The sequence below is a fragment of the Paenibacillus gallinarum genome, assembly GCF_014836635.1.
Taxonomy (GTDB): domain Bacteria; phylum Bacillota; class Bacilli; order Paenibacillales; family Paenibacillaceae; genus Paenibacillus; species Paenibacillus gallinarum.
The window spans coordinates 40735-57949 of record NZ_JACSQL010000003.1; the positions used below are offsets into that span (position 1 = coordinate 40735).

At 43.3% G+C, this 17215-nt stretch carries 14 protein-coding genes; all 14 read left to right on the plus strand.

Annotation, left to right across the window (positions count from 1 at the left end; translation table 11 throughout):
- Positions 1-17 precede the first annotated feature (17 nt).
- Entirely contained in the window at positions 18-1766 is a 1749-nt protein-coding gene (locus H9647_RS09350; RefSeq protein WP_191799510.1) for an ABC transporter ATP-binding protein, read from the plus strand.
- On the plus strand, positions 1759-3591 hold the full coding sequence (locus H9647_RS09355) for an ABC transporter ATP-binding protein (RefSeq protein ID WP_191799511.1): 1833 nt from the start codon (positions 1759-1761) through the stop codon (positions 3589-3591). Before H9647_RS09350 ends, H9647_RS09355 begins: the two co-directional genes overlap by 8 nt.
- 342 nt (positions 3592-3933) lie before the next feature.
- Positions 3934-5565 carry a PucR family transcriptional regulator gene (locus tag H9647_RS09360; RefSeq protein WP_191799512.1) on the plus strand — a complete coding sequence of 544 codons (1632 nt, stop codon included), beginning with the start codon at positions 3934-3936 and terminating at the stop codon, positions 5563-5565.
- Between the two features lie 152 nt (positions 5566-5717).
- Complete coding sequence (uraD, locus tag H9647_RS09365) at positions 5718-6218, plus strand: 2-oxo-4-hydroxy-4-carboxy-5-ureidoimidazoline decarboxylase (protein ID WP_191799822.1); 501 nt, start codon at positions 5718-5720, stop codon at positions 6216-6218.
- A complete protein-coding gene (pucL, locus tag H9647_RS09370; protein ID WP_191799513.1) occupies positions 6219-7205 on the plus strand; it encodes a factor-independent urate hydroxylase in 987 nt (328 codons plus the stop codon).
- Between the two features lies 1 nt (position 7206).
- Positions 7207-7572 carry a hydroxyisourate hydrolase gene (uraH, locus tag H9647_RS09375; protein ID WP_191799514.1) on the plus strand — a complete coding sequence of 122 codons (366 nt, stop codon included), beginning with the start codon at positions 7207-7209 and terminating at the stop codon, positions 7570-7572.
- A gap of 43 nt (positions 7573-7615) precedes the next feature.
- The gene (gene allB / locus H9647_RS09380) at positions 7616-9025 is read left to right on the plus strand and encodes an allantoinase AllB (protein WP_191799515.1); all 1410 of its coding nucleotides are present in this window, start codon (positions 7616-7618) and stop codon (positions 9023-9025) included.
- Positions 9018-10319 (plus strand): M20 family metallo-hydrolase, encoded by a 1302-nt coding sequence (locus H9647_RS09385; RefSeq protein ID WP_191799516.1) that lies wholly within the window; start codon positions 9018-9020, stop codon positions 10317-10319. Before allB ends, H9647_RS09385 begins: the two co-directional genes overlap by 8 nt.
- Entirely contained in the window at positions 10312-11565 is a 1254-nt protein-coding gene (locus H9647_RS09390) for a pyridoxal-phosphate-dependent aminotransferase family protein (RefSeq protein WP_191799517.1), read from the plus strand. Before H9647_RS09385 ends, H9647_RS09390 begins: the two co-directional genes overlap by 8 nt.
- Complete coding sequence (gene ggt, locus H9647_RS09395; protein ID WP_191799518.1) at positions 11559-13154, plus strand: gamma-glutamyltransferase; 1596 nt, start codon at positions 11559-11561, stop codon at positions 13152-13154. The genes H9647_RS09390 and ggt overlap by 7 nt, the downstream gene beginning before the upstream one ends.
- Before the next feature lie 43 nt (positions 13155-13197).
- Complete coding sequence (locus H9647_RS09400; RefSeq protein WP_191799519.1) at positions 13198-14532, plus strand: 5'-deoxyadenosine deaminase; 1335 nt, start codon at positions 13198-13200, stop codon at positions 14530-14532.
- 111 nt (positions 14533-14643) lie between these two features.
- Positions 14644-15663, plus strand: coding sequence for an XdhC family protein (locus tag H9647_RS09405; protein WP_191799520.1), 1020 nt, complete (start codon positions 14644-14646; stop codon positions 15661-15663).
- Positions 15611-16231, plus strand: coding sequence for a nucleotidyltransferase family protein (locus tag H9647_RS09410; RefSeq protein WP_191799521.1), 621 nt, complete (start codon positions 15611-15613; stop codon positions 16229-16231). The genes H9647_RS09405 and H9647_RS09410 overlap by 53 nt, the downstream gene beginning before the upstream one ends.
- A 69-nt stretch (positions 16232-16300) precedes the next feature.
- Positions 16301-17209, plus strand: coding sequence for an FAD binding domain-containing protein (locus tag H9647_RS09415; RefSeq protein ID WP_191799522.1), 909 nt, complete (start codon positions 16301-16303; stop codon positions 17207-17209).
- Positions 17210-17215: the final 6 nt, after the last annotated feature.

A 17215-nucleotide genomic window follows, 5' to 3' on the forward strand; every position in this document is an offset into this window, starting at 1 on the left:
AAGGAAAAGGAGAGCATATGTTAAAAATCTTAAGGCATTTAACGAGAAGAGAATGGCTTTTTGTTGGCGTTAGTTTAGTTTTTATTATTATGCAAGTATGGCTAGATTTAAAGTTACCGGATTATATGGCTGAGGTTACGTTACTCATTCAGACAGAGGGCACGACGGTTTCAGATTTATGGCATCCTGGTTTGATGATGCTATTATGCGCAGTGATAAGTATGGTTGCAGCTATAATTGTTGGTTGTTTTGCTGCTAGAATTGCTGCAGGTTTAGCAAAGCGAATTCGTGGTATGGTCTTTGATAAAACGATTTCATTTTCGCTTGCAGAAATGAATCATTTTTCAACGCCAAGTTTAATTACACGTTCCACAAATGACATTACCCAAATTCAAATGATTGTCGCAATGGGCTTACAAGTGATTATTAAAGCCCCGATTTTAGCGGTTTGGGCAATCATTAAAATATACAATAAGAACTTAGAATGGACAGCTGCTACAGGAGTTGTACTCTTATTACTAGTGACATTAATACTTATATTAGTACTAGTGGCCATTCCTAAATTTAAAGTGATTCAAACCTTAACAGACAATTTAAACCGGATAACACGTGAAAATTTAACGGGACTACGTGTGATTCGTGCGTATAACGCAGAAGATTATCAATTGCGTAAATTTGAAAAGGCAAATACAGAAGTAACAAGTACAAATTTATTTGTGAACAGAATAATGGCCTTAATTAGTCCTTCAATGATGCTTCTTATGTCTGGCTTGAGCGTTGCGATTTATTGGATTGGAGCATATTTAATTCAAAATGCCAATGCTGTGGATAAACTACCCCTGTTTTCAAATATGGTTGTCTTTTCTTCTTATGCGATGCAAGTTATTATGGCATTCATGATGGTAAGTATGATTTTTATCATGCTTCCAAGAGCACAGGTGTCAGCTAAACGTATTTTAGAAGTATTAAACACAAGCTCAACCATTAATGATGGAGAGCATGCAATCGAAGGTAGTATAGAAGAAATTCAATTTAACAATGTTTCATTCAGATATCCAAACAGTGAACAAAATGTATTAACAAATTTACAGTTTACAGCGAAAAAAGGTGAAACCATTGCACTGATTGGTTCTACCGGTAGTGGGAAGACAACGGCTATTCAGCTCATCCCTCGTTTTTTTGATGTGACAGAAGGGGAAGTTTTAATTAATGGTCAAAATATAAAGAAATTTAATCAGAAAGCATTGCGTGATGCGATTGGTTATGTTTCACAATCTGCTTTTTTATTCAGAGGAACTGTAAAATCAAATGTAATGTATGGTTCCAAAGAAGATCGTTCAATGTGGTTACAAGAAGTGATATCGATTGCTCAAGGAACAGAATTTGTAGAAAAGATGGAGAATTCCTACGATGCAATGATTGCACAAGGTGGTAAAAACGTATCTGGTGGACAAAAACAACGTTTATCAATTGCACGTGCCATTTATAAAAAGCCTTCTATCTATCTCTTTGACGATTCGTTCTCAGCACTTGATTATGAGACGGATAGAAAATTACGTTCAGCGTTAAAAGAAACAACGAATGATGCAATTACATTCATTGTGGCACAACGTATTGGTACGATTAAAGAAGCAGATCGAATTTTAGTATTCGATCAAGGGAGAATTGTTGGTAATGGTACACATGATGAATTGATGGTGAATTGTGAAACATATCAAGAAATAGCGTATTCACAACTATCAAAGGAGGAACTGGAACATGCGTAATCAACAGCAGATAGATGTAAACGAGAAACCCAATAGTGTTGAACCTTCGTTCGGTCCTCCTTCAATGGGTTCAACTGAGAAGGCAAATGATTTTCAGAAAACAATAAAAAAACTCGTTGTATATAGTAAAGGATTTACCCCATTTATTGTAATCGCCTTAATATTAGCCATAATTAGTACTGCTTTTACCGTTTATGGTCCCGATTTATTAAGTCAATTAACCGATACCATTCAAAAGGGGTTATTTACAAGCATTGATTTAGAGGCTGTTCAAAAGATAGGTCTATTACTATGTGTATTTTATGGATTAAGCTTTTTATTTAGTTACGTGCAAGGCTTTATAATGGCGACTGTGACACAACGTATCACAAAAAAAATGCGTTCAGATTTGGCAGTCAAAATGAACCGTTTATCGTTAAAATATTATGATCAAACAAGTATCGGAAACATCTTAAGTCGTGTGACTAATGATGTGGATACGATTGGTCAGACATTAAATAACAGTTTCGGTCAGCTTGTCACATCGATTGTTACATTTGTCGGTGTGTTATGCATGATGTTTTATACGAATTGGATTATGGCCATTACAGGTATTTTGTCATCATTAATCGGTTTTGGTTTGATGGCTTTTATCATGAAAAATTCGCAAAAATATTTTGATGGCCAACAAAAACAACTGGGTGAATTGAATGGTCATATAGAAGAAATTTATACAGGTCACCAAATTGTGAAAGCATATAATGGGGAGAATAAAGCGAAGGAGAAATTTCATGGGGTGAACGATGAGTTATTCCATAATGCTTGGATGTCACAATTTTTGTCGGGCTTAATGATGCCAATTATGCAGTTCATCGGAAATTTTGGTTATGTCGCTATTTGTGTGGTAGGAGCAATCTTAGTTACAAACGGCTCAATTACTATTGGTATTATTGTTGCATTTATGATTTATGTTCGATTGTTTACACAGCCATTAGCTCAAATTGCACAAGCAGTTACAAGTTTACAATCGACTGCAGCTGCAAGTGAACGGGTATTTGAGTTTTTAGAACAAAATGAATTAGAAGATGAATCTGATAAAAATCTTAACCTACCTGCTATTAAAGGAAATGTATCATTTGAGCATGTTTCATTTGGGTATGATGAAAATACTATAATTCACGATTTCTCTTTAGATGTGAAAGCTGGTCAAAAAATAGCGATTGTTGGCCCAACTGGTGCAGGTAAGACAACCCTTGTGAACTTGCTAATGCGATTTTATGAAGTGAATAAGGGAACAATTAAAATTGATGGCATTTCCATTCAAGAAATGACGCGTGAGCAAGTGCACGATCAGTTTTGTATGGTACTTCAAGACACATGGCTGTTTGAAGGCTCGATTCGTGACAATATAGCTTATGCTAAACAGAATGTTTCACAAGAAGAAATTGAAACAGCGGCAAAAGCAGTAGGTATTCATCATATGATACAAACCATGCCAAAAGGTTATGATACGGTATTAGATGAAAAAATTACGTTATCTGTTGGTCAAAAACAATTAATTACGATTGCAAGAGCGATCGTTGCAAATGCACCATTATTGATCTTGGATGAGGCGACAAGTTCTGTGGATACTCGCACCGAAATGCTCATCCAACAAGCGATGGATACGTTAATGAAAGGAAAAACTTCATTTGTGATAGCTCATCGACTATCGACGATTAAAAATGCAGATATAATACTCGTAATGAAGGACGGTACTATTTTAGAAACAGGAACACATGAACAACTTCTCGAGCGGAATGGATTTTACGCTAATTTATATAATAGTCAGTTTGAAATGGTTTAGCTTGTTTCATTTGTTTAGAGATTCACAGTCAATAAGTAAAGAAAATTTGAGAGTAGAGCATGACTTAAAGTAGCTATAGCGAATTTAATTTTAAGCACACCTTCTAGAGCCTGCTGGGTTCGAAGGTGTGCTTATTTCTAGTATAAAGAATTAAGAAATCAAGATCTTTCTCTAATCTGAAAGGTGTGGTGTTGGTTAGCTAGCATAAAAAATGAGCAGTAGAACATAAATGCAAAGAATAATCCGACTCCTCTATTCCATATATCGCTGTAGACTTTATAATAATTAATAAATAAGCAGATAACTTCACATTAGATGTTAGGTATAGAAAGGGTGTCTTGCATGCAGCTTACTGTTAATGAAGCCTTAGGTATCTACCCTCTCTCTGAAGCTAAATTGGTCGCGGGAGCACAGGGGACCACAAGAATTATTAAATCAGTTAATGTAATGGACGCTCCCGATATTGCGGAATGGATTAAATCTGGCGAACTGTTATTTACGACCGCCTTTGTTATGAAAGACAGTGAAGATGATGCAGTCATGCTCCTTCGGAAGTTACATGAACGAGGATGCGCGGGCCTCGGTATTAAGCTCGGCAGATTCTGGGAGCACATACCTAATCAAATTGTTGAAGAAGCGAATCGCCTCGGACTCCCCTTGATCGAATTACCCTTTCAATTTACGTTTTCTGACCAAATGAACGCCTTGTTTAAGGCTGAATATGAACGGAATACCAAAACACTGCAAACTGTGGTGGAGAAACAGAAAAAATTAATGCAATTCGCCCTTAATCAGGATCATAAAAAAGATGTGTTTGCTAAATTGGTTAGTATTATAGGTCACCCCATTGCTGTGATCGGTTCGAGGGGGCATTTATTATTTGCGAGTGAAGAGACGAAGGATCTGAATGTACAGCAGGGATGGCCATATAAACCGATGTTTCAGAGAGTGAAATGGGATCATGGCAGTTGCTATCGTGTTCCAATCACGCAAAAGGATGAAGATTTCGGCTTTTTACTTATATATACAGATGGGGCTTACGCTCTAAAAGAGGAAGAAGAGCTATTTCAGCAAGCAGCGGAAGTTCTTGCTTATGATATGGATATGACATACCGGGAACATATGAATCCAACCCTGCAAGATGAGATGTGCCTTGTGATGAAACAGTATCTGGAACGGAAGATAAACGGGGATGAACTCGTGAGACGTTCAGAAGGATATGGAATACAGCTGTTTCAAGGAAATTATCAATGTGTGCTGACAACGGTGGAACCCGAGATATTTGCTGATGGAAAACTGCTGAAGCAGATTCATCGAGAACTGCAATATAACCCGATGATGCAGCTGACAAACTCTTCACATATCAAAATAAACGGAGGCATTCTCTCGATCTATACCTGTCCTGCCGGAAAAGATTATGGCGAAGAATTGTCTCGTTTTCTTCTCAGTCGGTTTGAAGATATCATTGAGCCCGGTAAAACGGCAGGCGGTTCCATGCCTAGATTTTGGATCAGTAAAATGAAATATGAACCTAAGTCACTTCGTGAAGCTTATCAAGAATGCCTGGATACCCGCGCACTTGCTGCTCGCTTTGGAATGAAAGAAGTTGCCCTTCAGTTTGAAACACTTGAATTCGCTTATCTTTTTAGTCATGTCCCTGAATCTGTGATGGAAAATTACTGCAATAAAGTACTGGAGCCTTTACAGATGGAGGGCGGAGATCCAAGTCAAATTTTAATGAATACGCTCGAAGCATTTATCGAAAATGATGGACTTATTAATGAAGCAGCAAAACAATTGTTTGTACACCGTAACACAATCACTTACCGTATGGATAAAATCAGTACTCTCCTGCAAATGGACCTCAAAAAATCGAATGATCTTCTCAAACTCAAACTTGTATTTACCTTTCGGAACTATTTACAGGCTCATGAATCTAATGAATCCATCCCTAAACCACACTTCGCGAAATAGGATACGTGCACAAAACACAAAACAAATATTACATGTTAGTTTATATAACAAATATGTGTGCAAAACATTGTCACTTCAAATCCGTATAACATAAAATGTAAATATAAAAGCAGATTAGGAGGTGTTATTCACTGAACCTAACATTAGAAGACATAAATTCTTTCACTAAGGATAGGTATATCGCTTCATTTGGTGATCTTTTTGAACATTCATCATGGATTGCTGAAGCAACTTACCACAAACGGCCTTTTGATTCTTTGGAGCAAATGCATGCGTTCATGATCAAAGTAGTGGAACAATCAGATGACGATAAGAAAATGACACTGCTTTGTCATCACCCGGATCTTGGCTCGCGTCTTACCATGAGTGAGCATTCTGTAAACGAACAAAAAGGAGCGGGACTAGGTACGCTGCCTGCTGCAGAGCAACAAGAACTTTCGAGAGACAACGACAGGTATAAAGGAAAGTTTGGATTTCCTTTTATCATTGCGGTTAAGGGTAAAACACCCGAAGAAATCGGGAAAGCCTTGAAGGAGCGCTTAGAGCATACTCCGGAAGAAGAATTCCGAACCGCGCTGGAAGAGGTTTATCTGATTAGTTGGTATCGTCTTACGTCTTGGATGGAACAAAACATGACAGAGGAGAGGGTATGAATGACTTACGAAGCAGCGAAAGAGAGAACGATGTACTACGGAAAAGGGGATGTATGGGTATTTCGTTCCTATGCCAAACCGCTGACGGGTGTGAAGGTGATTCCTGAATCTTCTTTTAGCGGGAGAGGAAATGTCCTGTTCGGTATGAATATCAAGGTAGCTGTCAAAGGAGAGCAATTTATTACTTCTTTTACAGAAGGGGACAATTCGCTAATTGTGGCAACAGACTCTATGAAAAATTTTATTTTACGCCATGCGGCTGATTATACAGGAGCTACGGTGGAAGGTTTTCTAGAATACGCAAGTCGTTCTTTCCTTGAAACCTACCCGCAAATGACAGGGGTGCGAATGTCAGCAGAGCAGGTTCCTTTTGAAGAGATTGGGGTCGGAAATACCAATGGAATCGCTGCAAGTGATCTTGTGTTTAAGTATTCTCACAACGAAAGTGCGAGCGCTACATTTGTCCTTGAACGGGAAGGGGATAGCATAATTGTGGCAGAGCATCAAAGTGGTGTAATGAATCTTAGATTAATTAAAGTGAAAGGCAGCAGCTTTTCCGGTTTTGTAAGGGATGAATATACGACACTTCCGGAGACTTCTGACCGGCCATTGTTCATCTTTTTGAACATTCATTGGAAATACACAGAAATAGAAGACGCTCTTGATGACACCCGCGGTAACTATGTTGATGCAGAACAAATACGTGATATTGCAGCTACTGTTTTCCACGAAAATAATTCTCCTTCCATTCAGTCTCTCATCTACCACATCGGACTACGAATGCTTCAAAACTTCAGCCAGCTGGCAGAGGTATCTTTTGAATCCAATAACCGTACCTGGGAAACGATTGCCCTGACAGTAGCAGAAGGTCCAGGATCTGTTTTTACAGAGCCGCGTCCACCCTATGGTTTTCAAGGTTTCTCCATGACAAGGGAAGATCTTACAGCAGCACAGCGAAATGAAGCACAGCAAGCAGGCAGGGTCTAGGATGGGCGGAAAACTCACGACGCATGTGCTGGATACGAGCCGAGGGATACCGGGAAGTGAGATGAAGGTTGAACTTTACAAGGTTCTGGAAAAGCAGGGAGTAGAGCAGGTTGTTCTGCTTGCTACCCGTTTCACGAATGCAGATGGACGCTTGGATCCTCCTTTTCTCGAAGATGAGCTGAGCGAAGGGGTTTATGAACTTCGTTTCCATGCCAAAGCGTACTTTGAGACTTTTCTAATGGAAAGTGGAATACATACCATCTGGGATGTAATTCCACTCCGATGTAAGATCACTAGCATTGATGAGCATTATCACGTTCCCTTACTTGTTGCACCAGGGGGATACAGTACGTACCGGGGAACGTAATAGCAAGTACGCAGGTCATCTTATTGTAGAAGGAGAGCTCCTGATGCCGAAAAAATTTGAAGTCATCATCCAAGGTGGCTGTGTTGTTTTACCCCATGGTGTGGAAAAAGTGGACATCGGCATTCAGGATGGTGTTATTACTGCGATCGCTCCTGAGTTAGATGCAGATGAAGCTGCTATCCTATACTCTGCTGAAGATCAGCTTGTATTTCCGGGTGTGGTCGATGCACATGTTCATTTTAATGAACCTGGATTAGCAGAGTGGGAAGGATTTGAGACCGGTTCTGCCGCACTTGCTGCAGGCGGAATAACTACATATATTGATATGCCGCTGAACGGTGTTCCACCGACGACCACGAGGCATGGCTGGGAATGCAAGCTGTCAGCTGCCGACGGAAAAAGCTACGTGGATTATGCTTTTTGGGGTGGGCTTGTTAAGGCAAATGAAGCGGAACTCAGTTTTCTCGCCCGCGCAGGTGCAGCAGGCTTTAAAGCATTTATGTCTGAACCTGGCGGAGAAGGAGATGAGATTTTTACTAGAACGGATGATAAGGCACTGATTCGCGGAATGTCTGTGATTGCGAGTCTTGGCGGGGTGCTTGCCCTTCATGCCGAGAGCAATGAAATGACAGATGCACTTGCTTTTGCACGAATCTCCAATGGAAGAGTAGGGGCGGAAGATTATTTGGCTTCCCGGCCACCGGAAGCGGAAGCGGAGGCTGTAACTCGCGCCCTCATGTACGCCAGAGAAACAGGATGTAGACTTCATTTTGTTCATATCAGCACGGCTAGGTCTGTAGAGCTTATTACAGAAGCGAAGCGCAGTGGTCTTGATGTTACGGTAGAGACTTGTCCTCATTACTTGGTGCTGACAGAGGAGGATGTTGTAAGCAAGGGTGCCGCTTTTAAATGTGCACCTCCTCTTCGTAGTAAGCAGGAACAGGATCTATTATGGGAGACTCTTCTGTCTGGCAGTATTGATATGATCGCATCCGACCATTCCCCGTGCCCTCCCTCCATGAAAGATACGGACAATTTCTTTCAGGTTTGGGGAGGGATTGCTGGAGCACAGAGTACTTTGCTCTTGATGCTTGAAGAAGCTCACTTGAAGCGGAATGCACCACTTCCGCTGCTCGCTTCTTTACTCGCAGCAGGACCGGCCAGACGTTTTGGACTGGATTCATGTAAAGGAGAGATCGCGCTAGGCAAAGATGCTGATTTTGCAATTGTAAGGTTGAACGAATCGTATACGCTGACAGAGGAAGAAATCAGATATCGGCATCCTATATCACCTTATATGGATCGTACATTTTCCTGCAAGATCAAGGCGACTTTTAGCAGGGGGATTCAAATTTATGACGACTTGCACGGACTGACCAATCAAAGACAGGGCCGGTTTATTCCTTCCGTGCCGTCTAAAGTGGCCGCGGAAGAGGGCGATATTTATGTCTGAACCTTCCCCGGTCAAAAGTACCGAAGCAGACAGAAAGGCAGCATTTGCAGCTTCTTGTCATCTACTTCATGAATTGCTAGAGGAACTTTCGAATATTGGGAAAAGCGAGGAAGGTGGAATGACAAGGTTATTGTATTCCTCTTCTTGGCTGAAGGCGCAGCAGCATCTTCAACATGTTATGCAGGGAAAAGGCCTTGTCACTTCCTTTGATCAATCCGGGAATTTATACGCCTTGCTCGAAGGTACAGACAAGAACAGTCGCCATAAGCCATTGTTTACAGGGTCGCATATCGATACCGTGATTTCGGGAGGCAAGTTCGATGGTGCACTCGGTGTTGCAGCGGGGATGGTTGCTCTTCTGTATCTGAATGAAGTTTATGGGCCTCCGGTTCGATCACTTGCAGCGGTGTCCTTATGTGAGGAAGAAGGAAGTCGATTTCCGTTTGCTTTTTGGGGGTCGAGAAGTGTCACATCATTAAGCGACTGGGATGTTGCAGGCGATCTGAAAGATACGGAAGGGGTTAGTATGCTGGAAGCGGCTGAAATCTGTGGATTCGGACCGATTTCATCTTACCCCGTGAGACCCTTCGAGCCGGATGGATATCTGGAACTTCATATTGAACAGGGGGCCGTGCTTGAAAGAACGGGGACATCCATCGGTATCGTTACCGATATCGTTGGACAGAAACGTCTTGATGTGATGATCACCGGTGAAGCCAATCATGCCGGAACAACCCCTATGAATTACCGAAAAGATGCGCTTATCGGTACAACCGAGATGATTATTCGAATCCATGAGCTTGCGCTTTCTTATGGTGACCCGCTGGTAGCTACTGTCGGTACGATGGAGCTCCTGCCTGGGGCGGTTAATGTCGTTCCGGGAAAAGTGATATTCACTTTGGATATCCGGCACACAGACAAAGGGATTATGAATCGTTTTATACAGGAGGCGCTTCTGATCATATCCGAATCGGCGGTGCGAAATCAATTGCATGCAGAGTGGCAGGAGCATTTGTCGGTAGACCCTGTGGCTATGGATGAACGATGGATAGAGCGGATTCAGAATGCTTGTGAAGTACTTGATTTCTCTTACCGTAAAATGCCGAGTGGCGCAGGCCATGACGCTCAGATTTTTGCGGAGGTATGCAAGGCAGCAATGATATTTGTACCTAGTCAGAAGGGTCTGAGTCATCATCCTGAGGAATTCACCTCAGAGGAAGAGATCAATCGAGGGTTCAGAGTACTTGTAGAAATGCTGTACCAATATGGCTACAGGGGGAAGACAGATGAATAAATATAAAGAGCTAAATCCATCACTTCGAACCATCATGACACCTGGGCCGGTGGAAGTTGACCCACGTGTGCTTCGGGCCATGTCATTTCCTATATTAGGACAGTTTGATCCTGAATTTACGATGCTGATGAATGAAACGATGGAGATGCTCAGAGACGTATTTCAAACCTCTAATGAGTGGAGCTTTCCTGTAGATGGAACTTCTAGATCCGGGATTGAAGCCGTTCTCGTCAGTATCATCCAGCCTGGTGATAAAGTGCTGGTACCTATTTTCGGAAGGTTTGGACATTTGCTTGTTGAAATCGCTCAGCGTTCCGGTGCGGAAGTTGTATTTATGGAAACGGAGTGGGGAAATGTTTTTGATCCGCAGATCGTGATAGAAGCGATTCATACTCATAAGCCGGATATTGTTGCCTTGGTGCACGGGGAAACGTCTACAGGTCAGATGCAGCCACTAGCTGAGATTGGCAAGACATGCAGGCAACTGGATATTCTGTTTGTGGTTGATGCGGTCGCTACGATTGGCGGTGTACCTGTCAAGACGGATGCGTGGAATATTGATGCGGTGATCGGCGGCACACAAAAATGCATCTCCGTTCCATCCGGCATGGCGCCGATTACTTATAATGAGCGGATCGAAACAAAGCTTCAATCTCGAAAACAAATCGAACGCGGACTACGAGATCCGGCAAGTTTGGATAATGAGCCATCTTTAGTACCCATCCGAAGTAATTATTTTGATCTAAGTCAGATTCAGGATTACTGGAGCTCAGCTAGGCTGAACCACCATACAGAGGCAACATCTATGCTGTATGGTCTGCATGAAGGGCTGCGTATTTTACTTCAAGAGGGACTTGAAGACCGCTTCGCAAGACATGAACTGAATGGAAAGGCACTTGTGCAGGGAATTAAAGGAATGGGTCTTTTGTTATATGGAAATGAGGACAGTAAACTTCCTTGTGTGACGTGTATAAATATCCCGGACGGGATCGATGGAGAGCTTGTACGAAATAAACTGCTTCATGATTTTGGGATTGAAATCGCCAGTTCATTTGGACCGCTGAAAGGGAAGATCTGGAGAATTGGAACCATGGGGTATAGCTGCAGTCGTAAAAATGTACTGCACGTGCTAGGTGCGCTAGAAGCGGTACTTATTCACGAAGGGCATAAACTTCCTGCCGGAGAAGCGGTGCAAGCAGCGCTTTTGGTATATGCAGAAAGCAGCAAGGAGGAAGTATCATGCTGAATCAAATGCCAATCGGAACAGAAGTGATGATCACTTCCCCCCACTATTTATCTACAAGTGCAGGTGCTAGGATCTTAGCGCAAGGCGGAAATGCCTATGATGCTTCTATAGCGGTTAGTATTACACTAGGTGTTGTGTACCCTCATATGACTGGACCTGGAGGGGATGCTTTTTTTCTAATGTATGATGCCAAGTCAAGCGAGCTTTCCGGATATAACGGAACAGGGCGCTCACCTGCTTCGCTTACGAGAGAGTTGTTTGAGCAAATGAACATGACTTCGATCCCAAGGAGAGGTGTCCTAAGTGCAGTGACCGTGCCTGGTGTGGTAGATGCCTGGTGGGAAATATCGCAGAAATATGGATGCCTGCCTTGGGAGAAGTTATTTGATTCAGCTATTCAATATGCGGAAAAAGGGTGCCCGATCTCTCGTAATGTGCATACCTGGATGCTTCGGGACGAAGCGTATATTCGGGCGGATAAAGGATTATCCAGCGTTTATATCCGAAATGGAAAGCTTCTCGCCGAAGGGGATCTCTTTATTCAGCTTGATCTAGCGAATTCCCTGCGGATTCTGCAAAGCGGTGGAAAGGAAGCCTTTTATAAAGGAATCTTAGCAGAAACAATAACCAACGCCGTTATTCAAGATGGTGGATTTCTGCAAAAAGAAGATTTCGAAAATCATACAGGAGAATGGGTTACTCCGTTAAAGGTAGATTATCGTGAGTATGAGGTATACCAAATGCCCCCGAATTCTCAAGGCTACTCTGTGCTCATGATGCTGAATATGCTGGAAAATACAAATGTAGCTTCTATAGATCGTCTATCAGCTCCGTATTATCACCTCATGACAGAAGTGATTAAAAAATCATTTCGGGACCGTGATCGTTACTTGACTGACCCTGAATTTCGTGAAATTCCAATCGGTGATTTGTTATCTAAACCCTATGCGAAACAGTTATGGGAGGAGATTGCGGACTCTCCTGAAAAAGCACAGCCCTTCCTATCCCAAGCGATGGGTCAGGATACCGCTTATGCGGCTGTCGTAGATCGGGAAGGGAATGCCGTTTCTTTTATTCAAAGCCTATATTATGATTTCGGCTCCGCTTATGTCCCTGAAAACACGGGGATTATCCTTCAAAATAGGGGCTCCTTTTTTTCACTTGATCCAGATTCCCCGAATGTACTCGAACCGCGCAAACGAACCTTTCACACATTGATGCCAGGCATGGTACTAAAAGATGGGAAACCTTATCTACTCCTGGGTACGCAGGGCGGGGAAGGGCAGCCTCAGACGCAGTTGTCCATTCTGACCGCTGTGCTGGACTATGGCTATACGATTCAAGAAGCGATTTCACTTCCTCGCTGGGTATATGGGCGAACCTGGGATGTGGAAGGAGATGAATTGAAACTTGAGCAGCGATTCGGAATAGAGGTTATAGAAGGGCTCCAGGCCATGGGGCATGAAGTGATTCCGCTTAGCGAATGGGATGACTTAATGGGGCAAGCGCAAGGGATTCTTATAGGACCGAATGGATTACTTAGCGGAGCGGCGGATCCTCGTGGGGACGGCGCAGCGATAGGCTGGTGACATCGATACGGATAAGGTTGCAGTCTGGGGAGGTTCCTAAAAGATGAGTACACTACTGATCAAAGGTGCACAAATCGTGACGATGAATGGAAATGAAGATGTATTTATAGGCGATTTACTCATAGAAGGGAACAAGATAAAAGAAATAGGGGAGGACATCCAGGTAGCTGCTGATCGGGTTATTGATGGCAGAGGCAAAGCGCTGCTTCCTGGTTTTATACAGACTCATATTCATTTATGCCAGACTCTTTTTCGGGGACGTGCAGATGATCTGGAACTCATGGATTGGCTGCGTAAGCGGATCTGGCCTCTTGAAGCAGCTCATGATGAGGAATCTGTCTATTACTCTGCGCTTCTGGGGCTCGGAGAACTGATCGCGAGCGGTACAACGACCATTCTTGATATGGAGACGGTTCATTACACGGACGCTGCTTTTCAGGCAATGGCACAAAGTGGTATGCGTGTGGTTTCGGGAAAAGTCATGATGGATCATGGAGATGAAGTGCCGCTTCCTTTACAGGAAACTACGGCAGATTCCATTCAGCAAAGTGTTGATTTACTTGAAAAATGGAATGGTTTTGGCGGTGGAAGAATTCAGTACGCTTTCTGTCCTAGGTTTGTTGTTTCCTGTACAGAACAGCTGCTTACCGAAGTGCGGGATTTATCGGCACAATATCATGTGAAAGTACACACTCATGCTTCGGAGAATCGAGGAGAGATCGAGCTTGTTGAAAATGAGCGCGGCATGCGGAATGTGGTTTATCTGGATCACATTGGTCTGGCTACGCCGAGGCTGATTCTTGCCCACTGTGTATGGCTTAGTGAAGAAGAAAAAGAGATTATTCGTCTACGCGGTGTAAAAGTGACACACTGCCCAGGTTCAAATATGAAGTTATCCTCGGGAATCGCGGAAATACCAGATTTACTTAACCGGCAAATTCATGTCGGCATTGGTGCGGATGGCGCATCTTGTAACAACAATCTGGATATGTTTCAGGAAATGAGACTCACCGCTCTCATGCATAAAATACCGCACGGACCAACGGCTATGGATGCCAGGACGGTACTTCGAATGGCGACGATGGGCGGTGCGGAGGTGCTCGGTATGGCAAAGGAGATAGGAAGCCTTGAGATAGGTAAGAAAGCAGATGTGATTCTGCTGGATCTGGATGATTTTCATACCTATCCATCTTACGATGTGGATGTTTATTCAAGGGTTGTCTATTCGGCAACAAGAAGCAATGTGGATACTGTCATCATTGATGGGGAACTGGTGTTAGATCAGCGGGTAATGCGAACGATTGATCGTTCCATCGTACTGAGAGAAGCAGATCGTAGTATTGAAAGAATGGTGAACCGAATAAACGAAGTCTCCTAAAAAGTCGGAAAAACCTTCTTTTATCCATCGTAGGGCAGCATTTGCCGCTCGTTTTTCCACATTGGTTATCTATGTCAGGTTTAAAGCTAAGAAGAGAAAGGGGGAACTCGAATGGAGATGCATGATATTTGCGAAGCAGCTTTGAATGAAAGAAGCCAACTCGTTTTGGCTACTGCTGTTTATGTAGAAGGTCATGCATACCGCAAGCAAGGGGTTTCCATGCTCTTTACGGAAGATGGCGGAATGATAGGAAGTCTTAGCCCGGGCTGTATTGAAACGGATCTGGCTTTAAGAGCGGAAGAAGTGAGACGGTCTGGTAAACCTCAGCTGGTCTTGTACGATATGAGACCTGAAGATGATTTATCTTGGGGTGAAAATATCGGTTGCGGCGGGTTGCTTCATATTTTGTTGGAGCCTGTAGTAGGGGATCTGAAATGGAAGTTAACTCAGATGAAACTATATCTGGATCAAGGGCATTCTGTTACCATCCACCGTATGTGGAACGAGCGGAAGCAGGATGTTCTTCATTATATTGAGAAGGGTGAAAACCCATTTCGTACCGAAGAAGATTCAACCGAAGTGTTATACTCCCATACTTATCACCCTAAACCAAGACTTCTCATCCTAGGGGCGGGTGATGATTCCATTCCCCTCGTTAAACTTGTGGCAAGCATAGGATTTCGTGTCACTGTGGCTGATTGGCGGGAAGCCTTATGCACAGAAAATCGATTTCCAAATGCTGCGCTTCTTGTTGGCTTTCCTGAGGAAATCTTACGCGCTTTTCAGATCAAGGAGCAGGATTATCTTCTCCTCATGAGTCATCAATTCCCCAAGGAACGAGCATTACTCGAACAATTACAACATTCCTCTTACCGATATCTCGGTATTTTAGGCTCCCGAATCAGAACCTCTAGACTTCTTGAAGGTCTGGCTCCATTCCCTCATTTGCATACACCTGTTGGACTTACCATAGGATCGGAAGGTCCTGAAGAAATAGCGATTTCGATTGCCGCTGAACTCATTGCTGTCAAACGTAATAAAACAGCAGTTCATGATTATGCGAAGGAGGCGTACAGCGATGCGGACAGCAGGAATTGTGCTCGCGGCGGGCCAAAGTCGGCGCATGGGTAAGGATAAAATAAATCTTGCGCTGAGCGGTGCTCCCCTCGGCTCCTATGCGGTTAATGCGGCACTCCATTCTAGTCTTGACTTAGTGATCTTGGTCGTCAGAGCAGACGATCCGCTTTGCTGGCTCGTAAACCCGCTGAATGACAGGCTAATCATTACTAGATGTACGGATTCAAAGCTTGGAATGAGCCATTCTCTTCGCTGCGGAATGAATGAAGCGGTAGATAGGGGGGCGGACTGTGTTCTGATTTTATTAGCGGATCAGCCGCTGGTTCAGACCGAACACATCAATGCTCTGCTATCTGTATACTCATTAGCACCTGAACTTCACTATGTCTCAGCGAAAGATGGGGATGTAGTTAAACCGCCGCTGCTTCTATCAAGCAAGGTCTATTCTGTAATTTCTAAGCTCGAAGGAGATACAGGGGCTAGATCGATCATTCGAAACCCAGCTTATTTAGGAGAACAAATCTCATTTGAAAAAGAAGTTTTCTATGATGCAGACACGCCTGATGCATTACTTTACCTTGGTGAGCTGATGGATTCGTGTAAGGAAATCGATTTCTCTTGAATTTTTCAAGGAGTATATAAATGAACGAATAGGTTGTTATAGCTTAGGTGGGAAGTAAGGGGTGTGAATATGGGAACAGGACCTGAACGAATCATGTATCCCGAGTTATGGCAACCGGAAAGTATGGAAGAAGCGAGAAAGATCGCGGATAATGTATCGCCTCATTATCAGTGGGCGGCAGGGACCACCTTATTACGAACCCAGTGGGAAATGGGAACGGCACCTGTGCCAAAGCATCTGATTAGTCTTGCGAATATACGAGAGCTGAATGCGTGTACTACAGAAGAGGAAGGATTACGTATCGGTGCATTAATGAGGCTGAATGCCTGTGCGGCCTTCGAGAGGATTCAAACTCATTTTCCTTTACTAAGTCAGGCTATTGACGTGATATCCGCACCATCAATCCGAAACCTGGCTACGCTTGGCGGTAATATCGTATCGGGAGTGGGAGATTCCATTCCTGTGCTGCTCGTATATGAGGCAAGTTTACGATGGATGACAGACACGGGTCTTACAGAGAAGAAACTAACGGAATGGCTGGAAGAATGGCGCAGGGGACAGCGAAGTGCGGACCATTTTCTCACTGAAATCTGGATTCCACTGCCTGAACCCAAACCCGAGGAGGAGAGCCACACCGTCTCATTTTTCAAAAAAATCGGAAGAAGAGAAGCTTTTACACCTGCGCTGGTCACGATCGCCTTTCATGGAACTTTGAACGCTCAAGGAGAGTGGTCTTCACTAGCTATGGCGGCAGGAGGGGGTTCAGGAACGGCGATGAGGCTCTTTCAAACTGAAAAATGGATTCGACAGTTTCCTGTGAGTAGACTTCCTTTGTCTGAACTAATGAAGCAAGTACAAGATGAGTTTGTCACGATTAGCGATGTGTTTGCTACCGATACTTACCGTAAACAAGCGGCTGCCGGTTTATTTGCCTCGGAATTATGGAAGAGTATGAGATTCGCAAGGTACTCCGTATAACCGCAT